23 protein-coding genes are annotated in these 25,838 nt (G+C 40.3%); 8 read left to right on the forward strand and 15 right to left on the reverse strand.

The window, feature by feature from the left end:
- Positions 1–16: 16 nt before the first annotated feature.
- Positions 17–1,531 (reverse strand): DUF3612 domain-containing protein, encoded by a 1,515-nt coding sequence (locus KO525_RS18460; protein WP_215965312.1) that lies wholly within the window; start codon positions 1,529–1,531, stop codon positions 17–19.
- A gap of 152 nt (positions 1,532–1,683) precedes the next feature.
- Here KO525_RS18460 and KO525_RS18465 point away from each other — a divergent pair, with 152 nt between their 5' ends.
- On the forward strand, positions 1,684–2,283 hold the full coding sequence (locus KO525_RS18465) for a malate synthase (RefSeq protein WP_252736770.1): 600 nt from the start codon (positions 1,684–1,686) through the stop codon (positions 2,281–2,283).
- A gap of 60 nt (positions 2,284–2,343) precedes the next feature.
- On the opposite strand, the gene rdgC is transcribed toward KO525_RS18465, so the two are convergent.
- Together rdgC and KO525_RS18475 are read right to left on the reverse strand one after the other, a co-directional pair.
- The gene (rdgC, locus tag KO525_RS18470) at positions 2,344–3,234 is read right to left on the reverse strand and encodes a recombination-associated protein RdgC (protein WP_215965313.1); all 891 of its coding nucleotides are present in this window, start codon (positions 3,232–3,234) and stop codon (positions 2,344–2,346) included.
- Between the two features lie 87 nt (positions 3,235–3,321).
- Positions 3,322–5,085, reverse strand: coding sequence for an ATP-binding protein (locus tag KO525_RS18475; RefSeq protein WP_371744432.1), 1,764 nt, complete (start codon positions 5,083–5,085; stop codon positions 3,322–3,324).
- A gap of 439 nt (positions 5,086–5,524) precedes the next feature.
- On the opposite strand from KO525_RS18475, the gene thrA reads away from it, so the two are divergent.
- From thrA to ung, 4 genes are read left to right on the forward strand one after another with little or no spacing between them, the layout of a single operon-like run.
- Positions 5,525–7,981 carry a bifunctional aspartate kinase/homoserine dehydrogenase I gene (gene thrA, locus KO525_RS18480; protein ID WP_215965314.1) on the forward strand — a complete coding sequence of 819 codons (2,457 nt, stop codon included), beginning with the start codon at positions 5,525–5,527 and terminating at the stop codon, positions 7,979–7,981.
- On the forward strand, positions 7,978–8,931 hold the full coding sequence (gene thrB, locus KO525_RS18485) for a homoserine kinase (RefSeq protein ID WP_215965315.1): 954 nt from the start codon (positions 7,978–7,980) through the stop codon (positions 8,929–8,931). The genes thrA and thrB overlap by 4 nt, the downstream gene beginning before the upstream one ends.
- Before the next feature lie 43 nt (positions 8,932–8,974).
- A complete protein-coding gene (thrC, locus tag KO525_RS18490) occupies positions 8,975–10,252 on the forward strand; it encodes a threonine synthase (protein ID WP_215965316.1) in 1,278 nt (425 codons plus the stop codon).
- 12 nt (positions 10,253–10,264) lie between these two features.
- The gene (gene ung / locus KO525_RS18495) at positions 10,265–10,936 is read left to right on the forward strand and encodes a uracil-DNA glycosylase (RefSeq protein ID WP_215965317.1); all 672 of its coding nucleotides are present in this window, start codon (positions 10,265–10,267) and stop codon (positions 10,934–10,936) included.
- A gap of 54 nt (positions 10,937–10,990) precedes the next feature.
- Here the strand turns inward: ung and KO525_RS18500 are convergent, their stop codons facing one another.
- From KO525_RS18500 to tal, 4 genes are all read right to left on the reverse strand, one after another.
- Positions 10,991–11,170 carry a DUF3545 family protein gene (locus KO525_RS18500; protein WP_215965318.1) on the reverse strand — a complete coding sequence of 60 codons (180 nt, stop codon included), beginning with the start codon at positions 11,168–11,170 and terminating at the stop codon, positions 10,991–10,993.
- A 182-nt stretch (positions 11,171–11,352) separates the two neighbouring features.
- Complete coding sequence (locus KO525_RS20035; protein WP_215965319.1) at positions 11,353–12,237, reverse strand: DMT family transporter; 885 nt, start codon at positions 12,235–12,237, stop codon at positions 11,353–11,355.
- A gap of 86 nt (positions 12,238–12,323) precedes the next feature.
- A complete protein-coding gene (pgi, locus tag KO525_RS18510) occupies positions 12,324–13,952 on the reverse strand; it encodes a glucose-6-phosphate isomerase (protein ID WP_215965320.1) in 1,629 nt (542 codons plus the stop codon).
- A gap of 177 nt (positions 13,953–14,129) precedes the next feature.
- Entirely contained in the window at positions 14,130–15,083 is a 954-nt protein-coding gene (gene tal / locus KO525_RS18515) for a transaldolase (RefSeq protein ID WP_215965321.1), read from the reverse strand.
- Positions 15,084–15,336: 253 nt separating this feature from the next.
- Between tal and KO525_RS18520 the strand changes: the two genes are divergently transcribed.
- Positions 15,337–15,819 carry a DUF3429 domain-containing protein gene (locus KO525_RS18520; RefSeq protein WP_215965322.1) on the forward strand — a complete coding sequence of 161 codons (483 nt, stop codon included), beginning with the start codon at positions 15,337–15,339 and terminating at the stop codon, positions 15,817–15,819.
- 136 nt (positions 15,820–15,955) lie between these two features.
- On the forward strand, positions 15,956–16,732 hold the full coding sequence (gene yaaA / locus KO525_RS18525; protein ID WP_215965323.1) for a peroxide stress protein YaaA: 777 nt from the start codon (positions 15,956–15,958) through the stop codon (positions 16,730–16,732).
- A 115-nt stretch (positions 16,733–16,847) separates the two neighbouring features.
- Here the strand turns inward: yaaA and KO525_RS18530 are convergent, their stop codons facing one another.
- The 8 genes from KO525_RS18530 to KO525_RS18565 all read right to left on the reverse strand — a co-directional run bounded on the left by KO525_RS18530 (position 16,848) and on the right by KO525_RS18565 (position 24,395).
- Positions 16,848–17,294: a hypothetical protein gene (locus tag KO525_RS18530; RefSeq protein WP_215965324.1), complete on the reverse strand. Its 447-nt coding sequence runs from the start codon at positions 17,292–17,294 to the stop codon at positions 16,848–16,850.
- Positions 17,295–17,442: 148 nt separating this feature from the next.
- The gene (locus KO525_RS18535; RefSeq protein ID WP_215965325.1) at positions 17,443–18,378 is read right to left on the reverse strand and encodes a tetratricopeptide repeat protein; all 936 of its coding nucleotides are present in this window, start codon (positions 18,376–18,378) and stop codon (positions 17,443–17,445) included.
- A gap of 59 nt (positions 18,379–18,437) precedes the next feature.
- Positions 18,438–19,391, reverse strand: a complete 954-nt coding sequence (locus tag KO525_RS18540) for a hypothetical protein (RefSeq protein WP_215965326.1) — start codon at positions 19,389–19,391, stop codon at positions 18,438–18,440.
- Positions 19,392–19,399: 8 nt separating this feature from the next.
- Positions 19,400–19,957, reverse strand: a complete 558-nt coding sequence (locus KO525_RS18545) for a hypothetical protein (RefSeq protein WP_215965327.1) — start codon at positions 19,955–19,957, stop codon at positions 19,400–19,402.
- Positions 19,954–20,499: an RNA polymerase sigma factor gene (locus KO525_RS18550; protein WP_215965328.1), complete on the reverse strand. Its 546-nt coding sequence runs from the start codon at positions 20,497–20,499 to the stop codon at positions 19,954–19,956. The genes KO525_RS18545 and KO525_RS18550 overlap by 4 nt, the downstream gene beginning before the upstream one ends.
- 223 nt (positions 20,500–20,722) lie before the next feature.
- A complete protein-coding gene (gene suhB, locus KO525_RS18555) occupies positions 20,723–21,526 on the reverse strand; it encodes an inositol-1-monophosphatase (protein WP_215965329.1) in 804 nt (267 codons plus the stop codon).
- A 346-nt stretch (positions 21,527–21,872) separates the two neighbouring features.
- Positions 21,873–22,223, reverse strand: coding sequence for a DUF2750 domain-containing protein (locus tag KO525_RS18560; protein WP_215965330.1), 351 nt, complete (start codon positions 22,221–22,223; stop codon positions 21,873–21,875).
- 9 nt (positions 22,224–22,232) lie between these two features.
- Positions 22,233–24,395, reverse strand: coding sequence for a YgiQ family radical SAM protein (locus tag KO525_RS18565; RefSeq protein ID WP_371744441.1), 2,163 nt, complete (start codon positions 24,393–24,395; stop codon positions 22,233–22,235).
- A gap of 343 nt (positions 24,396–24,738) precedes the next feature.
- Between KO525_RS18565 and KO525_RS18570 the strand changes: the two genes are divergently transcribed.
- Entirely contained in the window at positions 24,739–25,509 is a 771-nt protein-coding gene (locus tag KO525_RS18570) for a phosphatase PAP2 family protein (protein ID WP_215965332.1), read from the forward strand.
- Positions 25,510–25,838: the final 329 nt, after the last annotated feature.

The following is a 25,838-nucleotide window of genomic DNA, read 5'->3' on the forward strand; positions in this document are numbered from 1 at the left end:
TTAAGTCCCGCTAAAGTTATGACGAACATGGGTTGTAGCAACTCGGTTGGCGAGGGCACACATTCCCCCTCGAACAAATGAGTTTAGCTTGCTTATCCATCGCCCGTTCTATCCAGTTAATATTTAATATTTTTGCAACGCTCAACAGGTTGGATTTTAGTTTTGGCGTGAGCACGGCACTGCCGCCATTTTTAACACAACTTTGTTGGATTTCATAAGTGATAGAATCTGCGTCTTTTCCCTGCGCTTGAATGGCTGGTGTTAAATCGATGCCCGCGCAAAGCACGTGGTGGTTAGTCGCCATATCTTGAACCTTGATGGATTCACAAATATACAATCTCGATTGGCCATCGACGTTCATTATTGAAAGTTGCGCTGACGTGCCTTCAGTTGGTTCTGAAATCATATTAAAAACAGCCCAATGCTGACAAGGATCGTCTACTTTTGTCATATTTCCCCAGGGAAGCGGGATGCCATTACCTCGATAAACCGCTTTAAGCTTACCAGGAGAGTATGCATCGAAATAATGCCAGTGACGATATGGTGATACCGCGGTCATACGACGCATCGCGACTGAGGCCGATACATCGGCCATCTGGTGACTCGAAATTTCATACCCGTTTCGATCGAGCAGTTGCCTAAAAGGCACTTTGGGGCACAACAGTGCGCCGGCAAAAAAGCTCGACTCGAAGTCATGCCATGCATGGAGGATATCCTGTGGGTCGACGCCTGAGTGCGCGGTTGGTCTGTTACTAGATGTATTGTTTTGACTGCCAACGGACTGAGCACTACGTAGACTTTCTTTGTTATGTAAAATGCAATGGCCAATGTAAACCGCGAGTTCATATTTCAAACGGCGAGGGTATTGCTTTAGGCGTCGGTTTAAGTACAGTTTATTGGCGGGTTCAAAATAGGATGTGATTAGGTTTTTTGACGTGACCCCTAATTCATCACGCGCTTCTTTTGGTGCTTCGTCAAACCAAAATATTTTAAGCCCAACCTGTTTAACGATGGCAAATAATTCATCGATGGTCAGCGGCATGCGTTTTAATCCTACTTCTTCAGCTGCGCGTTCTAAATCGGGAAAATGGTTTTGGTTGTTTTCTTGATGCGCTCGAATTAGCAAATGAGCAAATTGACGTCCGGATATACCTGTTTGTGACAGCATTTCGGGTATTGCGATTTGTAAAATATCTTGCGAAAACAAAAAACTAGGCTCAAGTGGCATGCCGTTTATGCCGCCTCGATTACCTTTGTCTGGCACAATATCCTGATGTTCTGGGGTATCATCTAAAAACCACTCTGTGGGCTTTTGAAAAACACTGGCCACCACCTCTAACATATCAATACTTGGCACTCTTTTGCCACGTTCAATCATCGATAAATATGAAACTGAGGGTGCATATTCAGGGTCAATCCGAATACAACGTGCGGACAAATCTTCAATGGTTAAATTATTTCTCTTTCGTAAATTTCGTATCTTTGTGCCAAGGAAATGGGACTTACGTAACAGGCTTTTATTCGGTCGCATTTTGGTTCCTATTTTGTAAAATTTACAGTGTGAAATTTTTATTGTGAAATTTTAGTGTAAATTCATCTAGACTGCTTATCAAGCAATTCGGACAAATACTACACAAAAAAGAATTGCACTAAAAATACCCGACATATAACGAGGATTGAACAATGAATATGACAAACACTTCACAAAATGAATTTAATGCTACGTCTGGTTTTGATCAGTTCATAAATGAAGAAGTATCCATTTTGGCTGAATTAAACGAGAAACGCGTACTTGAAATTATGACGTACTCTAAAAGTTTCTTAGATAAGGTTTTCCCTTTGGAGTCGGGTTCACATCGTGATGTGAGTAGCTATGTAATTTATTACACGCATTTATTGGCGTTCTTCCCAGACGGCAGCAAAAGTGGCTTAAGCCATCCCAAACAGTTTGTCGCTTTATCAGGTCACAAAAGCGAACCAACCTCGATTGTGTTAAAAAATGACGGTTTTCATGTTGAGCTTATTTTCAATAAAAATGGGACTCGTGGGATAAAAGATATTGCCGGTATCGATGACATTCAAGTAGAAACCAACAAGCTAAACTTTGGTGGCGAAAATGCGGCTAATGACGAAACAACAGAACAAAAAACACGTCATTGGTTCAGTATGATTAGAAATGACGACGAAATGGTTTATGACGCAAAGGGCAAACAATTGTGTCGTTGTGTTGACGTACCAAAAGCGTTTACTGATAAAAACGGTGAGGACTACCCGCTTTCTTAAGGGGATGCATGGTCAACATATAAGGGTCAGTAATAGACCCAGTATGTTGACCATGTTTTGTTATACGATGACTTTTTCCAGTTCTAAAATGAGCTGGTTCAATTCGCCTGTCATGATGGCGTAATCGGCGTCAAACTTCGCCAATTTGTCTTCATTTGGCACATCTTCAGTTTGCTCTTTTACGATATCCAAAAACTTAATTTGTTTAATGACAGCTTCTTCATTTAATACAAACTTAGATTTTTCAGACCAAACTAAACCTAATTTTGTGACAAATTTACCGTTTGAAATATGCAGTTGCACTTCTTCTTCGGTGACATTGTGATTTTTTAGTTTTGCGACAGCGGCTTCTTCGTCTAATGCTTTTAGTTCAATATCCTGGGCAAATTCGAAAGGAGCAGGTAATTGATCTTTTTGAACCCACAACGTCATGGTTGCCATTAGATCACCCTCTGGTTTGAATGGCAAAACAGGTAAAGTCCCTAAACATTGGCGCATGAAAGATAATAGGTTTTCAGCTTTATTTGCGCTTGAAGAATTGACCACAATAAACTGGTCAGTCACATTGATATAGGCGTAAAGACGACTATTGCGAGAAAACGCTTTTGGCAATAATTGCTGAGTGATCTCTTCTTTGATTGTTTGTTTTTCTTTTTTACCGACTTTCTGTCCACGTTCTGCTTCAATCAGCTGAACTTTTTCATCTAATGCTTCTTTAATGACAGACGAAGGAAGAATTTTTTCTTCGGTTTTAAGACAAACTAAAATGTTGTTATTGGCGCTGTGGCTTAAACCTTCAGTTCCAGGAATTGGTGAAACCCAACCTTGAGTTTGTTGATCTTGGCTTCCACACGGGCGAAATAGGTGCGCTTGAAATGAATCAACTAACTCTGCTTCGCTAGTCGTAAACGGTTTTGTAAATTTGTAAATATGAGCGTTGTTAAACCACATGATCTTGACCCTAACTTTGATGAGCCAAAGATAATACCAGAGTAATGTTAAATTGGCTGTTCAAATCACAGCCAATTTATCGACATTTTATCTGTGAGTCTGAGGTAAGGCGTTTTCCAATGATTTTGGAATTCGCAAATGATAGGTTAGGCCTTCACCTTCTTTAGAACTGGCTTCAATGTCGCCCTCGAGGGTCTGCTTCACTAAGTTATAAGCGATATTTGTACCCAGCCCAGACCCGCCAGCTTCTCGCTTGGTGGTATAAAATGGGTCAAATAACATCGCAAGTTGTTCTTCTGAGACACCATTGCCATTATCTTTATATATAATGTCTACATATTCGCCATCGAGCTTTACGTCGATATCGATACGGCCTTCATCTCGACCGTCAAAGCCATGGATCACACTATTCAATAAGAAGTTGGTAAAGATTTGAGAAACCGCACCAGCAGGAACTTTCATATCCAAGTCGTCTGGGCAATTAATAAAAATATCGTGTTTTGACTTTTTCAGTTTTGGTTTTAACGATGTGATCACTTCATTGAGGTATTGTTTAATATTGATCGTACGAACAGCTTCACTTGTTTGGTCTACTGCAATTTGCTTGAAGCTTGCAATAAGTTCGCTGGCGCGTGACAAGTTGTTGTTGAGTAAGTCGATGCTCTGTCTGCTTTCAGATACAAAGCTTTTCATGTCAGAAGCACTTAAAGATTTGTCGTCAAATTTTTTGCTTATGTGATTCAGGCGGTCAGCTAAAAAGCTAGTTGCAGTTACACCTACACCAATTGGCGTGTTTACATCGTGAGTAATGCCGGCCACGAGACCACCAAGTGCAGCGAGTTTTTCAGATTCAACTAGTTTACCGTGCGCAAGGCTTAAGTTTTCGATGGTGTTTTCAAGTTGATTGGTTTTTTCAACCAGTTCTTTTTCTGTTTCGCGTCGAGTTTCAATTTCTTCTTTAAGATTTTTTTGCTGAGTTTCCAATTGATATTTCTGTTTTTGCAAATCCATCATAGCTTGGCTGAGATTGGCGGTTTTTTTCGCGACTTCTTGCTCCAACATCAAATTTTGTTGGTCGAGCATATCGTTGGTTTTTAGCAATTGTTTTTGAGCTTGCTTCAATTCGTCTTGGGAACTCGAGACTTTTCCAATGAGATTATTAAAGGACAGTTGGATAACGCTCAATTCGCTTTCTTCAAGTTCGGTCACTTGCAGTTGTGCTGTTCCTAAGTTATCGAGATCAATTCGTTCAATTTGGTCAACCAAATCGCCAAGTGGCTTGGTAAGATGTTTTCTAAATGCGAGTAAAAATAGACCAATTAGAAATGCCGTTTTTGTCGCTGCGCTGCCGAGCATAAAGTAAATACTGACAATGATTCTATCGATGACAACATGGTGACTTGAGAAAAGGGTGACATCGCCTACATGGGTCGAACGGCCAGAAAATTCGAAAACGAGAGGAAAGGTATAGCCAAATAAACCATCGGCACCATGGATGACATTGCCATGTCCTGTTGAGGTGTTGCTTCTAGAGTTCTCAAATTCTGAGACTTGACCCATTTGGGTCAGCAATTCGCTTTGATCATCTCGGATCAATACGCCTTCAATCATTGGGATCGCCAATAAACCCTCAGAAATGGATACAACTTGTGGGGTATTAAGTTCCCAAATAGCGCGGGTTAAACTGGCACTGAATGTATTTTCTAATGTCCTTAGCTCGTCACTAATGTAATTTTTGGTCGTGGTATATTCGGCCACAACTTGAATACAAGTCACTGCAAATGTTAGGACAAAGTAGACAGATAATACACTTACAAGTAGTCGACGCGAGATACTCTTGGTTGCCAGCATTCCAACATATTCCTAATCGGTTTAAAGAATCAATAGCTGTAGACTTACAGTTTGGCTATTTTTCTGTGAAAATCCAGTATTATAGTGAGGATAACCCAAAAATGACGTTATTCAATTTAATTTCTTAATGTTAGTGGTTATCTAAAATCAAAATCTACAGTAAATTTATTGGTAACATTAACAATAAATTGCGTAGAATTGTAACCGGATTATGTTTAGTTGCAATTAATGCAACATTAGCTGTAATAATTAGCACTTGACTTTTTGGCCCATTCCGTCAAATTTAGCACCTATGAATTTACGCATAATCCGCACTATTATTACGACCACCAACATTACCCATACGGGCTAGTGGTCGAACGAGTGCAACAAAATTTTGTTAAACCCGTGACCAAAATCACGGGTTTTTTTGTCTTTAGACTTGGAAAGGTAGTTTAGTATGAGAGTAGTTAAGTTTGGTGGAAGTTCTTTGGCCGATGATTTTAGATTTCAATCGGTTGCGGCTATTATTAGCGAGCAGGCGACCTCTAGCACAATTACCGCGGTACTTTCAGCGCCAAAAGGCGTTACCAATAGATTGGTGAAGTTGTGTGATATCAGTGAAGCAGGTGAAGACTACCAAGGCGAACTTGATGGTTTAGAGAAACATTTTCTTAATATCGCCGAGCAAGCCGGTTTTAGTCAAACAGCTGAATTAGTATCAAAAATAGAACAAACTATTTCTGAACTAAGTCAAAGACTTCAAGGCGTGAAGTTATTACAACATTGCCCTGATCATATCCGTGCGTTCATTATTTGTCGTGGCGAAGTGTTTAGTGTGCATTTAATGCAGCAATATCTAAAAGTAAAAGGGTTTGAATCGCAGGTATTAGACCCTACCAAATCGATTGTTAGTTCTGACGATTATTTAAATGGCGTTGCGGATATCGAATTATCACGCGCGGCGTTATTGTCACATATGGAAAACGGTAAAAAAGTTTACTTATTACCAGGATTTACCGCCGCCAACGAAAATGGAGAGTTAACAACGTTAGGTCGCAATGGTTCAGATTATTCTGCGGCAATTGTTGCAGCGTGTTTACATGCTGCTGTTTGTGAAATATGGACAGACGTTGATGGTGTTTATAGCGCAGACCCTCGTCAAGTTCGCGGTGCTATGTTAGTTGAAAAGCTGTCATATGGTGAAGCAATGGAGTTGTCTTATTTTGGCGCCAGTGTTTTACATCCAAAAACAATCGGGCCTTTGGCGCAGCACCAAATTCCATGTGTTATTAAAAATACGTTAAATCCAAATGCAGAAGGCACGTTGATTGCTGAAGAAGCCGCCGCAAATACGTCGCCGATTAAGGCAATTTCATCTTTAGAAGATGTAAGCATGCTAACCGTTTCAGGCCCAGGCATGAAAGGTGTTGTTGGTATGGCGAGTCGCACGTTTAAGGCAATGGCCGACCGTGAAATATCGGTTGTACTTATTACTCAGTCTTCCTCTGAATTTAGCATCAGCTTTTGTATCCCAACGGAACGTGAAAAAGACGCTGTTGCTGCGTTGTTACGTGAATTTGAATTAGAAATTAAAGCCGGTTTATTGGCTCACCCTAAAGTAGATAACGAAGTCGCTATAGTGTCGATGATTGGCGAAGGAATGAGGCAACACAAAGGGATTGCTGCCAAATTCTTTACGTCTTTAGCACAAGCCCGTGTGAATATTCTTGCGATTGCTCAGGACAGTACAGAATCGTCAATCTCTGCAGTACTTGAGTCTAAAAAATGCGCCGATGCGATTAAAGTCTGTCACGAAAACTTCTTTACTAAAGTTCCGTCAATCGATGTGTTCATCTTAGGATGTGGCGTTGTTGGTGGTGAGTTGGTAGAACAAATTAAACGTCAGCAAACGTGGCTACATCAACGCAATATTAAACTCAATGTTTACGGCATCGCAAATAGTCGTAAATTGTTGCTTGACGCAGAAGGTATCGACTTGGCGTCTGACTGGCAATCGACACTAGCGGATTCTGAAAACAATTTCAGCCTGTTAAACGTGACGCAGTTTGTTCAAGACAATCATTTAGTAAACCCCGTACTTGTCGACTGTACGTCTTCTGAAAGTGTTGCAAGTCAATACGTAGAATTTTTAGCTGCAGGTTTCCATATCGTTACGCCAAATAAAAAGGCTAATACGGGCAGTATGGCGTATTACAACGAGTTACGTGATACCGCACAGTCAACAATGCGTCGATTCTTATATGAAACGACCGTTGGTGCAGGCTTACCAGTTATCGATACATTGCAGGGGTTGTTCAATGCCGGTGATGAATTAGTTGCATTTGAAGGGATATTGTCGGGTTCTTTGTCTTATATCTTTGGCAAATTAGACGAAGGAAAAACCATTTCTGAAGCAACAATCGAAGCGCGTAATTTAGGTTATACCGAACCAGACCCACGTGATGACTTAAGTGGTATGGACGTGGCGCGTAAGTTATTAATCATGGCGCGTGAAGCTGGATTAAACCTTGAATTATCAGACATCGAAGTTGAATCTGTATTGGGCAACGACTTTGACGCCACTGGCAGTGTTGATGAATTTATCGCAAAATTACCGAGTTTAGATCCAACGTTTGCTGCCTTGATTGATAACGCCAAATCAAGCGACGAAGTACTACGATATGTTGGTGAAATTAAAGACGGAAAATGTAAAGTTAAGATCGTTTCAGTCGGCGCTGACAATCCATTATTTGCCGTTAAAAATGGCGAAAATGCATTAGCGATTCATAGTCGTTATTATCAACCAATTCCGTTTGTTTTACGCGGATATGGCGCTGGTGCCGCTGTCACAGCAGCGGGTGTGTTTGGCGATGTAATGCGTACATTGAGTTGGCAACAAGAGGTGATGCTGTGAGTCAGATAGGACAACGCGCTTCAGCGTTTGCGCCAGCAAGTTCTGGCAACGTTAGCGTCGGGTTTGATTTGCTTGGCGCTGCGCTTCTTCGTATCGATGGTGGCGAACTTGGTGACCGTGTTAATGTTGAATTTGCAGAGCAGGACGAGCTGACAAATTCGGGTGAATATGCCCATGTGTGTCCAGATGATGCTGAGCAAAATCTAGCGTGGCAAGCTTACCGCCTGTTTCGCAGTAAATTAGCAAATGATAGTTTTCCAAAAGTAAAAATGGAACTGGTAAAATCGTTGCCAGTGGGCAGTGGACTAGGTTCTAGTGCCTGTTCTGTGGTTGCAAGTTTAACCGCCTTGAATCGATTGTTTGGTCATTATTTTAGCGATAATGACATGTTACTGATGATGGGTGAAATTGAAGCCGCAGCAAGCGGTGACTTGCATTATGACAATGTCGCGCCTAGTTATTTTGGCGGACTACAATTAATGTCACCGTCATCGGATGAGCCCGTGCTAGATTTACCAATACCAGATCAATGGTATGTGGTTGTCGCGTTTCCTGGCTTTGCTTTCCCGACCAAACAAGCTCGAGAAGTATTGCCAAAACAGTACGACAAACATGATGTTATTGCCAATGCTCAAAATCTATCTGTGTTTATTACGCAATTATTTAAGGGGCAACAAGTTAAAGCGGCCCAGGCAATTAAAGATGTCGTGGCTGAACCTTTTAGAGGCAAATTAATCAAAGGTTTTGTTAGTGCGCGTAACGCATTAGTGGAACAAGGGGCTTTAGCGGTTGGAATTAGTGGGGCAGGGCCAACATTGTTTGCTGTAACCACTGAGTTAGCAGAAGCCAAAAACTACGAACAATATTTGAATGAGCATTACCTTCAATCGGAGAATGGTTTTGCCCATATATGTAGAATTGCCCCGCAGGGTGCAAAACATCTAGATTAACCCAGTAAATACTGGAATAAAGTAAGAAGTAACGAGGATTTCAATGTTGTTAGCCAATATAAAACATAACGACCAACAGGTAACGTTTGAGCAAGCAGTAAAAATTGGCTTAGGTCGTGATCAAGGTCTATTTTTTCCACAAAAAATTACTCCGCTTGAAAACTTGAGTGAACTACTGGCAATGCCGTTTGTTGAACGTAGTGGAATAATTATTTCTCATTTATTAAACGGTGAAATCAATGTAGCTGATGCAACAGCTATGATTAAAAATGCCTTTGAGTTCCCAGCACCTTTAGCCAATGTTACTGGTAATATATATAACTTAGAGTTGTTTCATGGTCCAACGTTAGCATTTAAAGACTTTGGCGCGCGATTTATGGCTCAGTGTCTAAGTCGTTTTTCCCAGGATGGCAAGCTAACGATTCTTACAGCAACATCAGGTGATACTGGTGCGGCGGTGGCACATGCTTTTCACGGCATTGACAACATTCGTGTTGTTATTTTGTACCCTAAAGGCAAGATAAGCTTGTTGCAGGAAAAGATGTTCTGCACATTGGGTGGTAACATTGAAACAATCGCAGTTGAAGGCGACTTTGATGATTGCCAAGCATTAGTTAAAGCGTCTTTTGAAGACCAAGAATTACGCCAAGAAATTGGGTTGAACTCGGCAAATTCAATTAATATCAGCCGTCTATTTGCACAGGTTTGTTACTACTTTGAAGCAATTTCACAATTGCCAGCAGAGCAACAAGATAAAGCGGTAATTTCAGTACCAAGTGGTAATTTCGGTAACTTAACAGCTGGTATTATCGCTAAAGTATTAGGCTTACCAATTAAACGCTTTATTGCCGCTACTAACGCCAATGATACCGTTCCACGTTACCTAGCTACGGGCGAATGGAAACCAAAAACGACAGTCGCGACCTTATCAAACGCTATGGATGTGAGCCAACCAAACAACTGGCCACGCGTAGAATTTATGATTGAGCAAGGTTGGTTTGATAAAAGCTTGTTATCAAGCTACATGATTGACGAAGACTTAACGCAAATGGGTGTTAAAGAACTTTATCAAATGGACTACTTGTCAGAGCCCCATGGTGCGATAGCGTATAAAGCGTTAAAACACGAAATTAAAGAAGGCGAAGTTGGGATCTTTTTAGGTACCGCTCATCCAGCTAAATTTAAAGAAAGCGTTGAAAACATTTTGGGTGAATTAATTTCATTGCCTAAAGAACTAGCAGACGTCGCTGGGAAAACACTATTGTCTAGTGAGATGGCGCCTGAATTTGCTAAACTACGAGCCTACTTAACAAATCAATAGGCAAGGTTATCTTTGAATTGGCAAACCTTAATTGAGCAACAAAAGCAGCTAACGTATTTTCAACAGATTGAAGCTAAATTAGCTGCCGAGGTGGAAAGTGGTGCAACCGTTTATCCGCCTCAGAAAGACATTTTTTCTGCGTTTGATAATACCCAGTTTGACCAAGTCAAAGTCGTAATTCTAGGCCAAGACCCATACCATGGACCCAATCAGGCACATGGTATGAGTTTTTCCGTTTTGCCAGGTATCAAAATTCCCCCCTCATTACGTAACATGTATAAAGAATTGGCGTTAGAGTATCCAAATTTTGAGATCCCGACGCACGGTTTTTTGCAATCTTGGGCGGACCAAGGTGTGTTGTTGATCAACAGTGTCTTGACGGTTCGAGCAGGTGAACCTAATTCTCATCAAAAATGGGGTTGGGATATCTTCACTGACAATATGATAGCGGCATTAAATCAACACAGAAGTGGCATCGTGTTTTTATTGTGGGGCGCGTTTGCACAGAAAAAGCAAAATCTAATCGACCCAGAACGTCATCATATTTTAACCGCGCCACACCCATCTCCGCTGTCGGCCAGAAGAGGATTTTTTGGTTGTGATCATTTCATCAAAACCAATGATATTTTGGTAAAGCAGAATATGGTTGCCATAAACTGGCAACCGCCATTAAGCTTAAGCTGAACGGTATAGTCGACTTAAAGCAAAAAAGCCCAACTGGTTAAAGTTGGGCTTTTTTTAAAAATCTAATTCTGCTAAATCATATTCCATTGATGGGTCGATATCTTTAAGTTCGTCGCGAAGACGATACTTTTCTTTTATCGACTCTATTTCGCGCCACTTGCGCTTTGATGCTCGTTTTGAAGACGGTTTGTTATTTTGTACAGCACTTTCGAATAACTCAGCTAGACCTTCCATAATGGCCCCCTTAACGTCGTATTAAAATTTTTATTGTTATAAGGAATACTCAGTACATTTTTCGATGCCTGAATAATGCTTAACGCAACATTTACCATAACGCCGTTAAAAGTAAAATACTTTTGTGAAAAAAATATGACCAGTTTATGAAACTAATTTGAACAATTTGTCGGGAAAGTAAGCTATTTCCTAGGTTTTATAAGGCCTGTAGTCAACATAACGCCTAATAAAATAAGCAGACCACCAAACAACATATTGATAAATAGTTGCTCATCTAAGAAGACGTTGCCAAATACCACACCAAATATCGGAATAAGGTAGGTTACCATCATGGCTTTTGTTGGGCCGGTATTTTCAATCAATCGATAAAATAACACATAAGCAATACCCGTACTGAAAACACCAAGACAAGTTATAGCAAGCCAAGCGTTGCTTGAGACTGAAGACCATTCTAAAGAGCTGCTGAGGAGCACTGGGAGCATAATGATAGCGCTGCATGCCATTGTACTCGATGCAACTAAAAGTGGCGGTACGCCTTGTAGAAAGCGTTTAGAGTAGTTTGCAGATATACCGTATAAACACGTTGCTGTAACAACGGCTAATATTGCAAAGACTTCGGCATTAACACCGTGAGTGAGCTTATGAGATGACAGTACAACAACCCCCGCAAAGCCAACAAACAAACCAAACCAAGCGCTTTTACTTAACGTTACCGACAAAATTATAAAGCTAAACACTGCGCCCCATAAAGGGGTGACCCCATTAATTATCGAGGACAAACCCGCATCGATATTCATTGCTGCATAGCCAAACAACATAAATGGCAGAACTGAGTTGCCTATTCCAACGAATATTATGGGTTTAATGAAAGGTTTAATTGATTTCTGTTTGCTAAATTTTGTGGCCGTTAAGTACAGCAAGGGACTGAGTGTGAGCGCCGCAATGATGATCCTAAGGGACGCTAAATTTGTTGCGCCTAACTCAGGAGCCGCAACACGCATGAATAAAAACGACGCCCCCCAAAGAGCGGATAAAATAAGTAATTCGACAAAATGTTTCGCGGCCACGTTGTACTCAACTATAAAAATTAACTGTCAGGCAAAAAAAACGCCTCACTAAGGAGGCGAATTATAACACTATATTTGACAATGAGTTACTTGATGACCGCTCTAAACATGTCAACTAACTGCTGAGTAGACGAGTCGAGTTCCGGTTGCGCTTTATCTTGTAATGCGTCTAGCACTCGGTTACCTAACACTTTCCCTAGTTCAACACCCCATTGGTCAAAGCTATTGATATTCCAAATAACACCTTGAACAAATACTTTATGCTCATACAAGGCGATTAGAGAACCGAGTTGTTTTGGAGATAATTCATCCATCAACAGGGTATTTGACGGGCGGTTACCAGGCATAAACTTATGTTTAGCCAGTTTTTCCGCTTCGTCAGCATCAACGCCTTTTGCAAGTAAGGCAGCCTTGATTTCTTCTCTTGTTTCACCTTGCATTAACGCTTGAGTCTGCGCAAAACAGTTTGACGCTAACATTTGGTGATGTTCAATTTCGTCATGTGCCGGTTTTACTGGCAAAATGAAATCCGCTGGAACAACGGTATTGCCTTGATGCATTAGTTGGTGGAAGGCATGTTGGCCATTTGTGCCTTCGCCGCCCCAAATAATAGGACCAGTTGAGTATTCAATTTCTTCATCCTCGTGGCTCGTACGTTTACCGTTTGATTCCATATCCAGTTGTTGGACGTATGCTGGGAATCCGCGCAGATAATGCGAGTATGGTAACAATACGTGGCTTTGGCAGCCAAAAAAGTTGCTATACCAAACACCAAGTACGCCCAAGATTACAGGTAAATTTTCGGCTAAAGGTGTATTTTGGAAATGATCATCCATATCACGAGCACCGTCAAGTACCGCGGAAAAATTGTCGTAACCAACGGCAAGGGCAATAGGTAGGCCAATCGCTGACCAAAGTGAATAACGACCACCAACCCAATCCCACATTGGGAAGATATTTTCTTCAGCAATGCCAAATTCTGTTGCTTTGGCAATATTGCTCGAAACACACATAAAATGTTTTGCGATATCAGTAAATTTCGCACCAGACGCCAAAAACCACTCACGGGTTGTTAACGTATTTTGCAAGGTTTCTTGGGTCGTGAAGGACTTAGAACTCATTACAATTAGCGTTGTTTCAGCGTTTAATTTAGCCAAAACGTCAGTTATATGATGACCATCAACATTAGCAACAAAATGTACTTTGATTGCTTTTTGTTGATAAGGTTTTAACGCCTCAGTAACAATTTTAGGACCTAAAAATGAACCGCCTATCCCAATGGCAACAACGTCAGTAAATGTTTTTCCGGTGTACCCTTGGCGAGTGCCGTTGTGAACTTCTGCGACAAATTGTTTGATCTTGGCAAGCGTAGCGTGAACTTCATCAACTACGTTTTCGCCATCTACTAATACCGAATCGCCTTTGGCTCTGCGCAATGCGGTATGTAAAACTGCGCGTTGTTCAGATAAGTTGATAACTTCTCCGGCAAACATAGCGTCACGTTTTGATTCAACACCTGAGTCACGGGCAAGTGAAAGCAGGGCGTTCAAACTTTGCTGGTCTATTCGGTTTTTTGAGTAATCTAATGTAAATCCGCACGCTTTTGTGGTGAATGTTGCTGCTCGATTTTGATCGGCTGCAAACAAATCACGCATATGGCTCGGTTTCATGCGGTTATATTCTTGCTCGACATTTTGCCATGCTTGATTGCTCATTAATTGGTCCTCTAAAAGCTCTTTGATTGACGTTGTAATAAGTATTACAACGATATTTACGAAAATAAAACAAATCGATTTATAGCATTAACGTCTCCCACAACATTAACTCAATATCATCGAATTTATTAAACGTAAAGTGTAGTAGAAACGCGACCTAAAAGGTCGCGTTTAATTTTATAGTTTAGCTTGTAATAATGCTTCAAGCTTAACTTGGTCTTTGGCGAAGTTGCTTATGCCTTCAGCTAATTTTAGCGTAGCCATTGGATCTTCGTTATGATCCCAACGGAATTGCGCCTCTGTTAGTTTTTCAGGTTTAGCTTGAACTTCACCAGAAAACGTTAGTTTTCTTTCTAATGGTTGAATTTCTTGTTCAAGTTCGTCAAGTAATGCAGGTGCGATTGTTAAACGGTCACAACCAGCAAGTGCCTTGATTTCATCGGTGTTACGGAAACTCGCGCCCATAACGACAGTTTGATAACCGTGTTGTTTGTAATATTGATAAATTGAACGAACTGAAATAACACCTGGATCAGTTTCACCGGTGTATTCTTTTTGGTCCGTGTTGGCTTTATACCAATCTAAGATACGGCCAACAAATGGTGAAATTAAGTAAACGCCAGCTTCTGCACACGCACGAGCTTGGGCAAAACTAAACAATAATGTTAGGTTACATTGAATGCCTTCCTGCTCTAATTGCTCAGCAGCTTTAATGCCTTCCCATGTTGACGCAACTTTAATTAGTACGCGGTCTTTAGAAATGCCAGACTCTTCGTATAATTTAATTAACTTGTGTGCTTTAGCAATAGTCGCTGCAGTGTCAAATGAAAGACGAGCATCTACTTCAGTTGATATACGACCTGGGATAACGGCACTGATTTCTTTACCGATTAATACGGCTAGCTTGTCACCCGCATCATCTAACTGTTGCTTAGGATCATTAGATTGGCTTTTTGCATAGCTTACTGCTTCATCTAAATAACTCACGTACTCTGGGATCTGAGCCGCTTTTAACAATAAAGAAGGGTTTGTCGTGGCGTCGACTGGTTGGAATTTTTTTATCGCTTCGATTTCACCCGTATCTGCGACGACAGTTGTCATTTCTCTTAATTGCTGTAATACACTTGCCATTTTTGGCTCCTAAAATTAACTGAATATTTGGTGTTTATCTAATTGCAGATTGGATTTTGTAGTTCTGTAACTTTATTACAAAAAACAGTCTTTCATCAAGTGGAATTCACATTTACCTGTAGGTAAATTACAAACTGTGACGCTATTGTACAAGTACAACAGGTAATTCTGTTATTATGATTTTTCTTGTGAAATAACGGAATTCTATTAAGGTAACCGCTGAAATTCCTTGCAATTAGAATATTGAACAAATATGACCGAATCATTACAACAAAATAGTCAAAATAGCCTGAACTCTCAAGTGCGCATTATCACCTTTGCAGGGGTACTCCCTTTTGTTTTCTTTACCTTTTGTGTTTGGTTTCCACAACTGAATCCATTTAAAATTGATGCCTTGGTTATTTTCCGCTTTTATAGCATCGTTATTTTAAGTTTTATGGCTGGGGCATTATGGCCTTTGGGTTTTATCGCAGATCTTTCGACTGATAAACGCCATGTGGTTAGATCTGGACTGTTATGGGGCAGCATAATGATTGCACTTGCCGGTTGGGGAACTTTGTTTTTACTGCCTAAAGTGGCAATTTTTGTTTCAGCGTTGCTGTTTTTAGTCATTTGGCAAATAGAAAATAAAACCCAATTAGTGAAAAGTTATCCACAGTGGTATGCAAGTCTCCGGGCTGGTGTAACTATGGTTGTCGCGATAACACATATGTCCGTTTGGATGACAATTGCCTAAGCATATTTAAAGGTCCTCAAAGTGGGTTAACAATGTCATCGTAGGGACAAATCAACGTCATCGCTTTTTTATGTTAGTGCGTGGGCGTTAATTTGGTAAACTAGTTGCAGTTTATTGCAGTAATTGATGTTGAGATATGTTGTATTTAATTTCCCCCGCTAAAAATTTAGATTATGAAACACCACCTGCTATTGCAGAGTTCACTTTACCCGAGTTGATGGATGACGCTCAAGAGTTAGCAAAAGTCTGTGTTAAATTAACGCCACAGGGTTTGAGCTCGCTTATGCACATCAGCGACAAATTGGCTGGGTTAAATGCAGCTCGGTTTACACAATGGCACCCAGATTTTACCACTGAGAATGCGAAACAAGCCGTTTTAGCGTTTAACGGTGACGTTTATAGTGGCCTTGAGGCAACTAAATTTAATCAACAAGAATTTGACTATGCCCAGTCGCATTTACGCATCTTATCTGGCCTTTACGGGATCTTAAGACCGCTTGACCTAATGCAACCTTACCGACTTGAAATGGGGACCCGCTTAGCAAATCCTCGCGGTAAAAACTTGTATGAATTTTGGGGCGAGATAATCACCAACAAAATTAATGAACAAATTGCGGTAACTGATTCTAATTTTGTGGTGAACCTGGCGTCTACCGAATACTTCAAATCGGTGAAAAAGAAACAACTAAGTGTGCCATTAGTAACGCCAATGTTTAAAGATTGGAAAAATGGTCAGTATAAAATGATCAGCTTTTTTGCTAAAAAAGCCCGGGGCATGATGGTTCAGTATTTGATTAAAAACCAAATTAAAGACCTTGAAAATTTACTTAAGTTTGACATGGATGGTTATGAATATAACGCGGACTTGTCTAAGCCAAATGAACCTTGTTTCACCAGACGTATTGCAGATTGATCTAGATAATTGAACAGCGTTTTAGCGCTCCATTATAAATTTAAAAGGGCTGTATTATTAATACAGCCCTTTTGTATTGTCGCTTTGTTAGGGTAAGAAGTGATCAAGCTATGGGTTAAGCTTTACTGTCATGCCAACTAAATTCACATGACTTGTCATATTCCTTCCAAACAACAGGTGTCCAGTGTTGTCCCGTTCTTATCTGTGATTTTGCATCCCGGTTAAACTTTGAGGCTAAGGCATATTTTTTATCCGCGCTCACATTTAAGGTTAATGTTTTCGCTTCGCTCGTGCCATTGAGTTGTCTAAAACGTCGAACCGTTTGATCATCTATCATTTCCTTCAGTTCGATTTCATGAGTCCCGACAGGTAAGTTCATTGTTTGTCTTTGGCCCATAATATTTTTACCATCGACTTTGTAAATAAAAGCAGGGTAGATGGATTGTGATTCTTTCGTAATGTTTTTTACCGTAATTTGACCACATTGTTGGTCAGCGAAAACTGTGCCAGAGAAAGACGCTCCAGCTGCTATTAGGCATGTTGCGATTATGATGTGTTTCATGTGTATTCCTCTTATTCATAAAAATGACGAACTAGAATTTTCAAATAAGGGCTGTCAACACTTTCCCTAACAGCCAATGTTTATTGTTAACTTCATTATTAAAGACAATACTCGACGGTTATTGGTTACAAATAAATATGATAAAAGGTTATCCACCGCTGCCCATAATAGCGGACAAAGCGATATCATTGAGTTCGCCTGCCAATATTTGGTATTGGCTAATACTCATACCTGTGCAAGTTAAATTTCGTTCACAGGTTTGGCTAAATATTTTAGAGCCGGTATTAACTCGATATTTTTCAGGTGAGATATGAGAAAAGCGCTGAATCTCATAATCAAATATTTCAATTAACGATGGTGCGCGAACGGTTATGACCTCTGTGCCATCGTCTTCAGGCCAACGAAACGTAGATTTTCTCTTGGCTTTTGAGTTTGGAGCCTGCTGAGTTTCGATGCTGTCAGATGTCTTATTTTGAATGGCGCCATTCGATTTTTTCGCAACGACTTGTTGCTCCGTATTGGCTTCTGTTTCCTTAGCTAAATTTGTGATGATCTCGTATACATCAGGTAAGTTGTCGGCATTAACTTCCCCTTTTAAATAGATATGCTCGATAAATTCCCTAACCTGCTTGTTATTCTGTTCATAGGCTTTAGTTAGCCATTTGTCAGCATCTGAAAGTGATTTTTCACCTAATTGGCCACGATAGTAAATAACACCGAGGATAAATGAAGATTGCCCACTGCCATTGCGGGCTGCCTTTTTAAAGTATTTTAAAGACTCATCGTAATCAAAATTTTCTTTGTCGGTAAGGTAGATATAACCAAGTTTGAACTGCGCTAAGGACGAACCAAATTTTGCAGCCCGACGATAAGTTTTTATCGCGCTGGAGGGATCTTTTTTCGTGCCGTATCCTACCCAATACATATCTCCTAAGGCGTACATTGCATCAGCGTAACCACGTTTAGCATACTGCCTAAACTCTTTAAAGTAAGTCACACACTCAGCATCAAGACATTCTTCCATTTGATTGGCAAAGATTGTTGGATTAAAAAAAATCAAAAAAACGATAAATAATTTTTTCATTTCAAGCTCCTTGTTTATTTACTTGCATTCATTACGTTAAATACGATGTGTCAGTTCTGTTAATCGTCATGCCACTTTAGTTCGCAATTTGCATCCGAGACTTCTAATACACTAATTTGCCATTCTTTATTATCGTTAATCATTTCAGCCGCGAGCAGATAATTTTTGTTTGGTAGAACATCAAGCGTGAATTCCTTTTTTTCATGAAGGGTTTTAAACATCGGACGCTTTTTTGTATATCTTGCTGCGGGTTCAGATTTAAATAGAAGTTTATGACGGCCAGCTTTTAGTCTTACAGAGTTTAGGGCCCCGTTTTGCTTTGAAATAATACCCATAGTGGAAACGATTTGACCGCTGAAGTTTTGGGTCGTTTTACCATCGATACGGCGCAGTTCTAACGGAAAAAACGTTCTGTCGCTTCTGGCTTTTGGGATCGTGTATATACGCCCACATTGATCTTCTAAGTTGTCTAATTTTAGGGTGAAGCCAGGAATATCAGTGACACTTAACACGGCTGTTAAGGTTTTTCGCTCGCCACCTTGCTGTACGTCTAATTTGATACTTTGTTTGTCGGTGAAACTACGAACAAAAGAAGAGAAGGCAGTAAGTTGGCTTCTATGGGCTGGAATATCATCGAGGAAAAATAGTTTATCGCCGGAATTGAGTCCCAATTTTTCCGCTACGCTACCTGGGGTGATACCGACTATATGAAAGTAGTTGTCGTTACTTTGAACATCGAGCACTAAGCCTAGATCACTAATACGTGTGGGTTCTGAAGACAATAACTGTTCAAAATCACTTAATGAATTACCTCTTTGCGCCTCAATGTTTTTAACCCGTAAAATAGTTTCAGTTGTGGTTTGCTTTAATTGCGCTAATAATTTTGCTGACTCAGGTGATAATGAATTTGTTTCGTCATCACTGAATGGCTGTCCTTCAACATTTTTATTCGCTAGTAGCGAGCCACTTGAGATAAGTGCTGAGATAAATAAAATAACTTTTACATAAGACATAACAATCCCTATATCTTCATTGTGGCAGGCGAAGTGGTTTTAGCTAAAATCCTTTCGATTTCAGATTTTCGTTGACGCCACAAATCGTGAATAACAACTTTATTACTTTGACTTAAATATGCGTTTTGGATCTGACTGTCTAATAACATCAAATTATGATTAATCTGAGCGGTTTCACTATAATCATACTGCCTTGCCATTTGCTTTTGTAATTCAGTATTTTGATCTATCAAAAGGCTTGTCTCTCTGTCTATCGTGTTATTTTCGGGCATCAAAAAATATACTGAAGTTGCAAATAAAATGCTCGCGGCCATGGCAAACCATTTGGGTTGTAATTTTAATTTAGTGACATTTGAAGTTGGATTTTGGGCCCGTTGAAAATCGTCCCAACTAGGTGCGCGCTTATTTTCGATATTTGTTGTTAACTCGGTTTGCATGTTCAAATTGGCAAACGAACTTCGTATTGCAGTCAAATTATTGAATCGAGACAGACACTCCTCACATTGCATAATATGTGGCTCGTCACCTGTGGATCCTAAAAGTTGTAAATCGGTTAAATGTTTCATTGTTCTGCCAATACTTTTAGTTGCTGATAACAACGCATCAAGACAACTTTTGAGTAACTCACTGACTTATCCAATAACTCAGCAATCTCTTTATGTTTATACCCTTCAATTTCGTGAAGGATAAAAACGGTTCTGTATTCGTCATTAACCCGCATTAACAGAGAATTTATATCTCGAACCGCACTAAGCCAATTCTCGTTAAACAGACTTGTCGTTTCGATAATATCCTCTTCGGGGAGTTCGCAATTAAATTTGTTTTGTACTTTAAGCTTGTTAATTGCTTGGTTAATCACAATTCTTTTTAACCATGCAACAAAAACCTGTTCACCTTGGTATTGCTTTATATGGCGAAATACATTGATAAATGCATCCTGTAAAACATCCTGAGCCAACTCGTGATGCTTTACCATTCGCAGTGCAATACCATAACCTATACCGCTGTATTGTTCGTAAATTGCTTTAAATGCAGCTTCATCACCAACTTTTGCGCGCTCTAGTATCTCGTTTGAGACAAGTTGGTTAAATTCCGTATTTAAAGGCATAACATCCATAAATTTCGAGTTTTATCTAAAGACAATGGGATCGTTCAAAAGGTTACAAAAAATTTAACCATATAGGTTTTTTTCTTTAGTATCGAATTTTAGCGAGATTTATCTGTGTTGGAGGATTGGTATAAGATAGCGAAATGCAGATATAAAAAAGCCCGTTACATTGAACGGGCTTGATAAGTTAAACCAAAACGTTTGAGTTTTGGATTAGCGGTAATTACTTAGAACGTAAACCGTCGTTTAAGTGTGGACGAATCGTTTTTAAAATTGAGCCCAATACTTTTGGTGTTGCGACAACGATATTGCCAGATTTGTCGAAGTTGTTACCACCTTCAAAGTCAGATACTACCGCACCCGCTTCAATGGCGATTAATTGGCCGGCAGCTGTATCCCAAGGCTTTAAGCCCATTTCCCAAAAACCTTCCATACGACCTGCAGCGACATAAGCCAAATCTAATGCAGCTGAACCGGCACGACGCATATCCGCTACTTGTGGGAATAGGTCAGCAAAGATGTTTTGATAAGCATCAAGTTGGTGTTTTTGTTTGAACGGAAAGCCTGTTCCAATTAACGTACCTGAAAGGTCACGTGCTTTAGAAACACGAATGCGTTTGCCGTCTAATTGAGCGCCAGCACCTTTCGATGCAGTGAACATTTCACCACGAATAGGATCTAAAATTACGGCCTGTTCTAATTTTCCATCAACCTTAAGGGCAATAGAAACGGCAAAGTGAGGGATGCCTTTAATGAAGTTTGTTGTGCCATCTAATGGGTCGATGATCCACTGATATTTTTCGTCGCCTGCAGTAATTCCACTCTCTTCAGCAATGAATGAGTGATCTGGGAAAGAGGCTTTGATAGTTTGGATGATTGCTTCTTCTGCTTCCTTGTCAACATTAGTTACAAAGTCATTAGAGCCTTTTAGTTCAGCTTTAACCATATCAAGTTGCTCGAACGCACGAGCGATAATTTTACCAGCATTACGCGCAGCACGGACTGCGATGTTTAACATCGGTTGCATTTACAATCACCTATTTGTAGAAAGAACGTAAGTATTCTGAATATTCGAAGACACGGCAACGCCGCAGAGTCTTATACAAGCTTTCGCTTTGAGCTCTACATCAAACATCAGAACAGATTACTAAAGAACATTTTTTAAACAGTCGCGCATTGTAGAGATTTTTTGAAAAAAGTAAATAGTTAATGCTAAAAATGTGGAGGCAATGGCTAATTTTGACTAGGGTTGTAGAGGTTTTGCACAGGAGTGGCTGAATAAATCAGCAGCAGTAAACAAGCGATAATTTGGCAGGGTTAAACGAAAATTTAACCCAAACCAAATGTGTTAACTGTTTAAATATCAAACAATTTTATAGCGCTTCAATTTCAGCAACTTCCTGCGTAAAGTCGACAACTTCTAATTCTTCGCATGGGCCATTATCTTCCCAGTCTAAGCCGATTAAAATGTCGTCTTCTTTTAGTTCCTCAAACCAAAACTCTAACCATTCAGCAACAGAAATTTGAGTTGGGACAAAATCAGACCATTCATCAACACAACATTTTTGTGCCATAGACTCTGTAGACCATAACGGCATTGTTTCTGCGTTTTCAAAATTTGAAGAATCGGCAACAACCCATCCGTCATTCGCTTTGTCGTGTAAACCCCATAACATTTGGGTGGCTTTTACTTCTTTAAAAAATTCTGCAGTTACGTCAGACATATTGATTCCTTACCGGGTACGGTTTTTAGTATTTGATTTTGGTTTTTTTGTCGACGTCGATGTTGAACCACTATTATTGCGGCTCGATGACGCAGGAGCTGGTTTTTTGCCATGTTTAAATTGGCCAAGCCCTGTATGACGAGACAATGCTTTTTGTCCACGACCACCTTTGCTAGCAGACATACGTTCTTCATCTGCGGATGCTGGTGGCACTAAGTGTTGTTTACCGTGACCGATTAACTTAGTCAGGCCCATGTCTTTTAAGGCATGGCGGATCATTTTCCAGTTTTTTGGATCGTGATAACGCAAAATAGCCTTATGTAAACGACGTTCTTTTTCGCCACGAGGGATCGCAACAAGATCGTTTTGACGTTTAACTTTATGCAGTGTATCAATTTCAGTGTGATACATAGTTGTCGCCGTCGCCATTGGCGATGGGTAGAAGTTTTGCACTTGATCGAGTCTGAATCTGTTTTCTTTTAACCAAAGGGCTAAGTTGATCATATCGTCAATAGTTGTACCAGGGTGCGCAGCGATAAAGTAAGGAATAAGGTACTGCTCTTTTCCTGCCTCTTTCGAGTACTTTTCAAACAACTCTTTAAATTTGTCGTAGGTGCCCATACCCGGTTTCATCATCTTAGACAATGGACCTTCTTCGGTATGTTCAGGCGCAATTTTTAGATAACCACCAACGTGATGAGTAACCAGTTCCTTGACGTAACGTGGGTCTTGGATCGCTAAGTCATAACGCACACCAGAGGCGATAAGAATTTTCTTCACACCCGGTAATTCACGTGCTCGCTGATACAATTTAATCGTAGGTTCGTGGTCGGTGTCCATGTGCTTACAAATATCGGGGTAGACACAGGATGCACGGCGACATGTTGCTTCGGCTTTAGCGCTTTTACAACGCAACATATACATGTTGGCCGTTGGGCCACCTAAATCAGAGATGACACCAGTAAAGCCTGGAACCGTATCTCGAATTTGTTCAATTTCATTGATGATTGAATCTTCTGAACGACTTTGAATAATACGACCTTCATGTTCGGTAATTGAACAGAAAGTACAACCACCGTAACAACCACGCATGATATTAACTGAAGTTTTTATCATTTCGTAGGCTGGAATTTTTTTACCTTCATACTTTGGATGAGGGATACGCGCAAACGGCATTCCAAAAACATAATCCATCTCTTCCGTTTCTAAAGGAAACGCTGGTGGATTGATCCAAACACTTCGGTCACCGTGACGTTGGAATAACGCTTTAGCACAACCAGGATTGGTTTCCTGATGCAAAATTCGGTTGGTATGTGCATATAGAGTTTGATTTTGTGATACAACTTCAAACGCTGGCAGTTTAATGTAAACACGGTCCCATGGACGTCTTAACTGCGCTTTGGTTTTTTTCTTGTCGTATGGTTGTACAACAATCGCTTGGCTGGCGTCTTTATCTACTGCGCTTTCTTCTATGGCTTGATCTTTATTGCCACAAGTATTTGGCTCGTAATCTTGATAAGGGCTATAGAGAGGGTCGATGATCCCTGGTTTGTCGATTTGTGTCGAATCAATGCCTTGCCAATCTGGTAACGCATCTTTAGTTATAATTGCGGTGCCACGAACGTCTCTAATATCTTTTATATCTTCACCACGAGATAAACGATGCGTGACTTCAACAAGCGGGCGTTCGGCATTACCAAAAACCAACATGTCGGCTTTGGAATCAAAAATGACACTTCGGCGTACTTTGTCTGACCAATAATCGTAGTGACTAATGCGGCGTAAGCTTGCTTCTATTCCACCAACAATGACCGGGACACCTTTAAAGGCTTCGCGACAACGTTGTGAATAAACCGTAACTGCACGGTCTGGGCGTTTACCACCTATATTGTCTGGCGTGTAAGCATCATCATGGCGTAATTTACGGTCCGATGTATATCGGTTGATCATTGAGTCCATGTTACCGGCGGTAACCCCAAAATACAGATTTGGTTTACCGAGTCGTTGGAAATCATTTTTACTTGTCCAGTCTGGCTGGTCGATGATCCCAACGCGAAACCCTTGAGATTCCAGCATTCGGCCGATAACCGCCATACCAAAACTTGGATGGTCGACATACGCGTCACCCGTAACAATAATTACATCGCAGGAATCCCATCCTAGTAAATCCATTTCTTCACGAGTTGTTGGTAAAAATGGCGCTGGACCAAAACATTCCGCCCAAAATTTTGGGTAGTCCCACAACATTTGGTCACTATGGACGGTGGCCTGTGGTGGTTTGACTGCTTTTGTCGCAACAGTAGATTGAGATTGCATAAATAGATGTACCCGAGCTTTGCAATTAAATATCAACTTGAACAAATTTTGTACAAGAAATGAAGACGCGGGATTATACAGAAATTTGATCAGAAGTGGAAAAGGGTTTTCCCTATATTCGAACTTTTCATAAATATATAACTTGAAGCTTTGCAATTCCGCCTTAGAATAGAGGCGATTTTTTGTCTAAAGGTGCATTATGAGTGAACAGATGGAATCGGCAACTGAATGTGTTGAACCGAGAAAAACAATAACAAAATCAACATGGTTTGGACTTACGGCGTTTGTTTTAGTTTCGTTATTTTTCTATTTATTCCCGCAAGTAGACTTGTGGGTTTCAAGTAAATTTTACGATGAACAAAATGGATTTTATTGGAATGAAACCCAATTAGTTCAAATAACCTACGATATCTTTAAGCATATGCCTAAGTTATTGCTACCAGTCATGTTTATATTTTTACTTTTAAGTATTAAAAACGTGTATTGCAAAATCCGTCGGCATTTGTGTTTATTTGCTTTAGTCACTTTATTAGTTGGCCCAGGTATAATTGTCCACAATGTATTTAAAGATCATTGGGACCGAGCTCGTCCAAGAACGGTTGTCGAGTTTGGTGGTGACAAGACGTTTTCTCCTGCGTGGGTAATCTCGGACCAATGTGAACGTAATTGTTCATTTGTCAGTGGTCATGCTGCAATGGGCTTCTACTTTATGATCTTAGGGTGGTTACTAGGTTCACGTAAGTGGTTCTACATCGGTTTAGGTATAGGCGCGGCCGTTGGCATGATACGAGTTGTGCAGGGAGGTCACTTCTTAAGTGACTCCATCTTGGCTGGGTTTATGGTCTACTGGACAATTTGGGTATTTGCAAAATGGATGCGGGTTCCTAATCCAGGAGACGATTGGCAATGCCCACAAGTTGAAAAGCAGCGTAAGTTATGTGAGCAAGAAAAAGCCGCTGAATCAGCTTAATTTATCTTTATAGTCATAGCATCACGTTCGACAATTTTATTTGGAATAGAATTGTCGTTCGTGAGATTGTCCCCTCGAAAACCTTTCGTTTAGTAAGCATTATTTTACAATTCATCGTGCTACACCTCTCTTCATCATAATTTGTTTTCTACTATTCCCTACCGAACTCATCGCTTGGTTCTCTTAAATACCCTTATCTTTGTTGCCTTTTTCATATGTTTTTTCCGAACTGATTAGCTTACTAATTAACTAAATGTCTATGTAACCTTGAAATAATTACTAATTTCGCCCAGAATACTTAGTGTTCTAATAGTTAGAGGTGGAATCAT

The sequence above is a fragment of the Psychrosphaera sp. B3R10 genome (genome assembly GCF_018861025.1).
GTDB lineage: Bacteria > Pseudomonadota > Gammaproteobacteria > Enterobacterales > Alteromonadaceae > Psychrosphaera > Psychrosphaera algicola.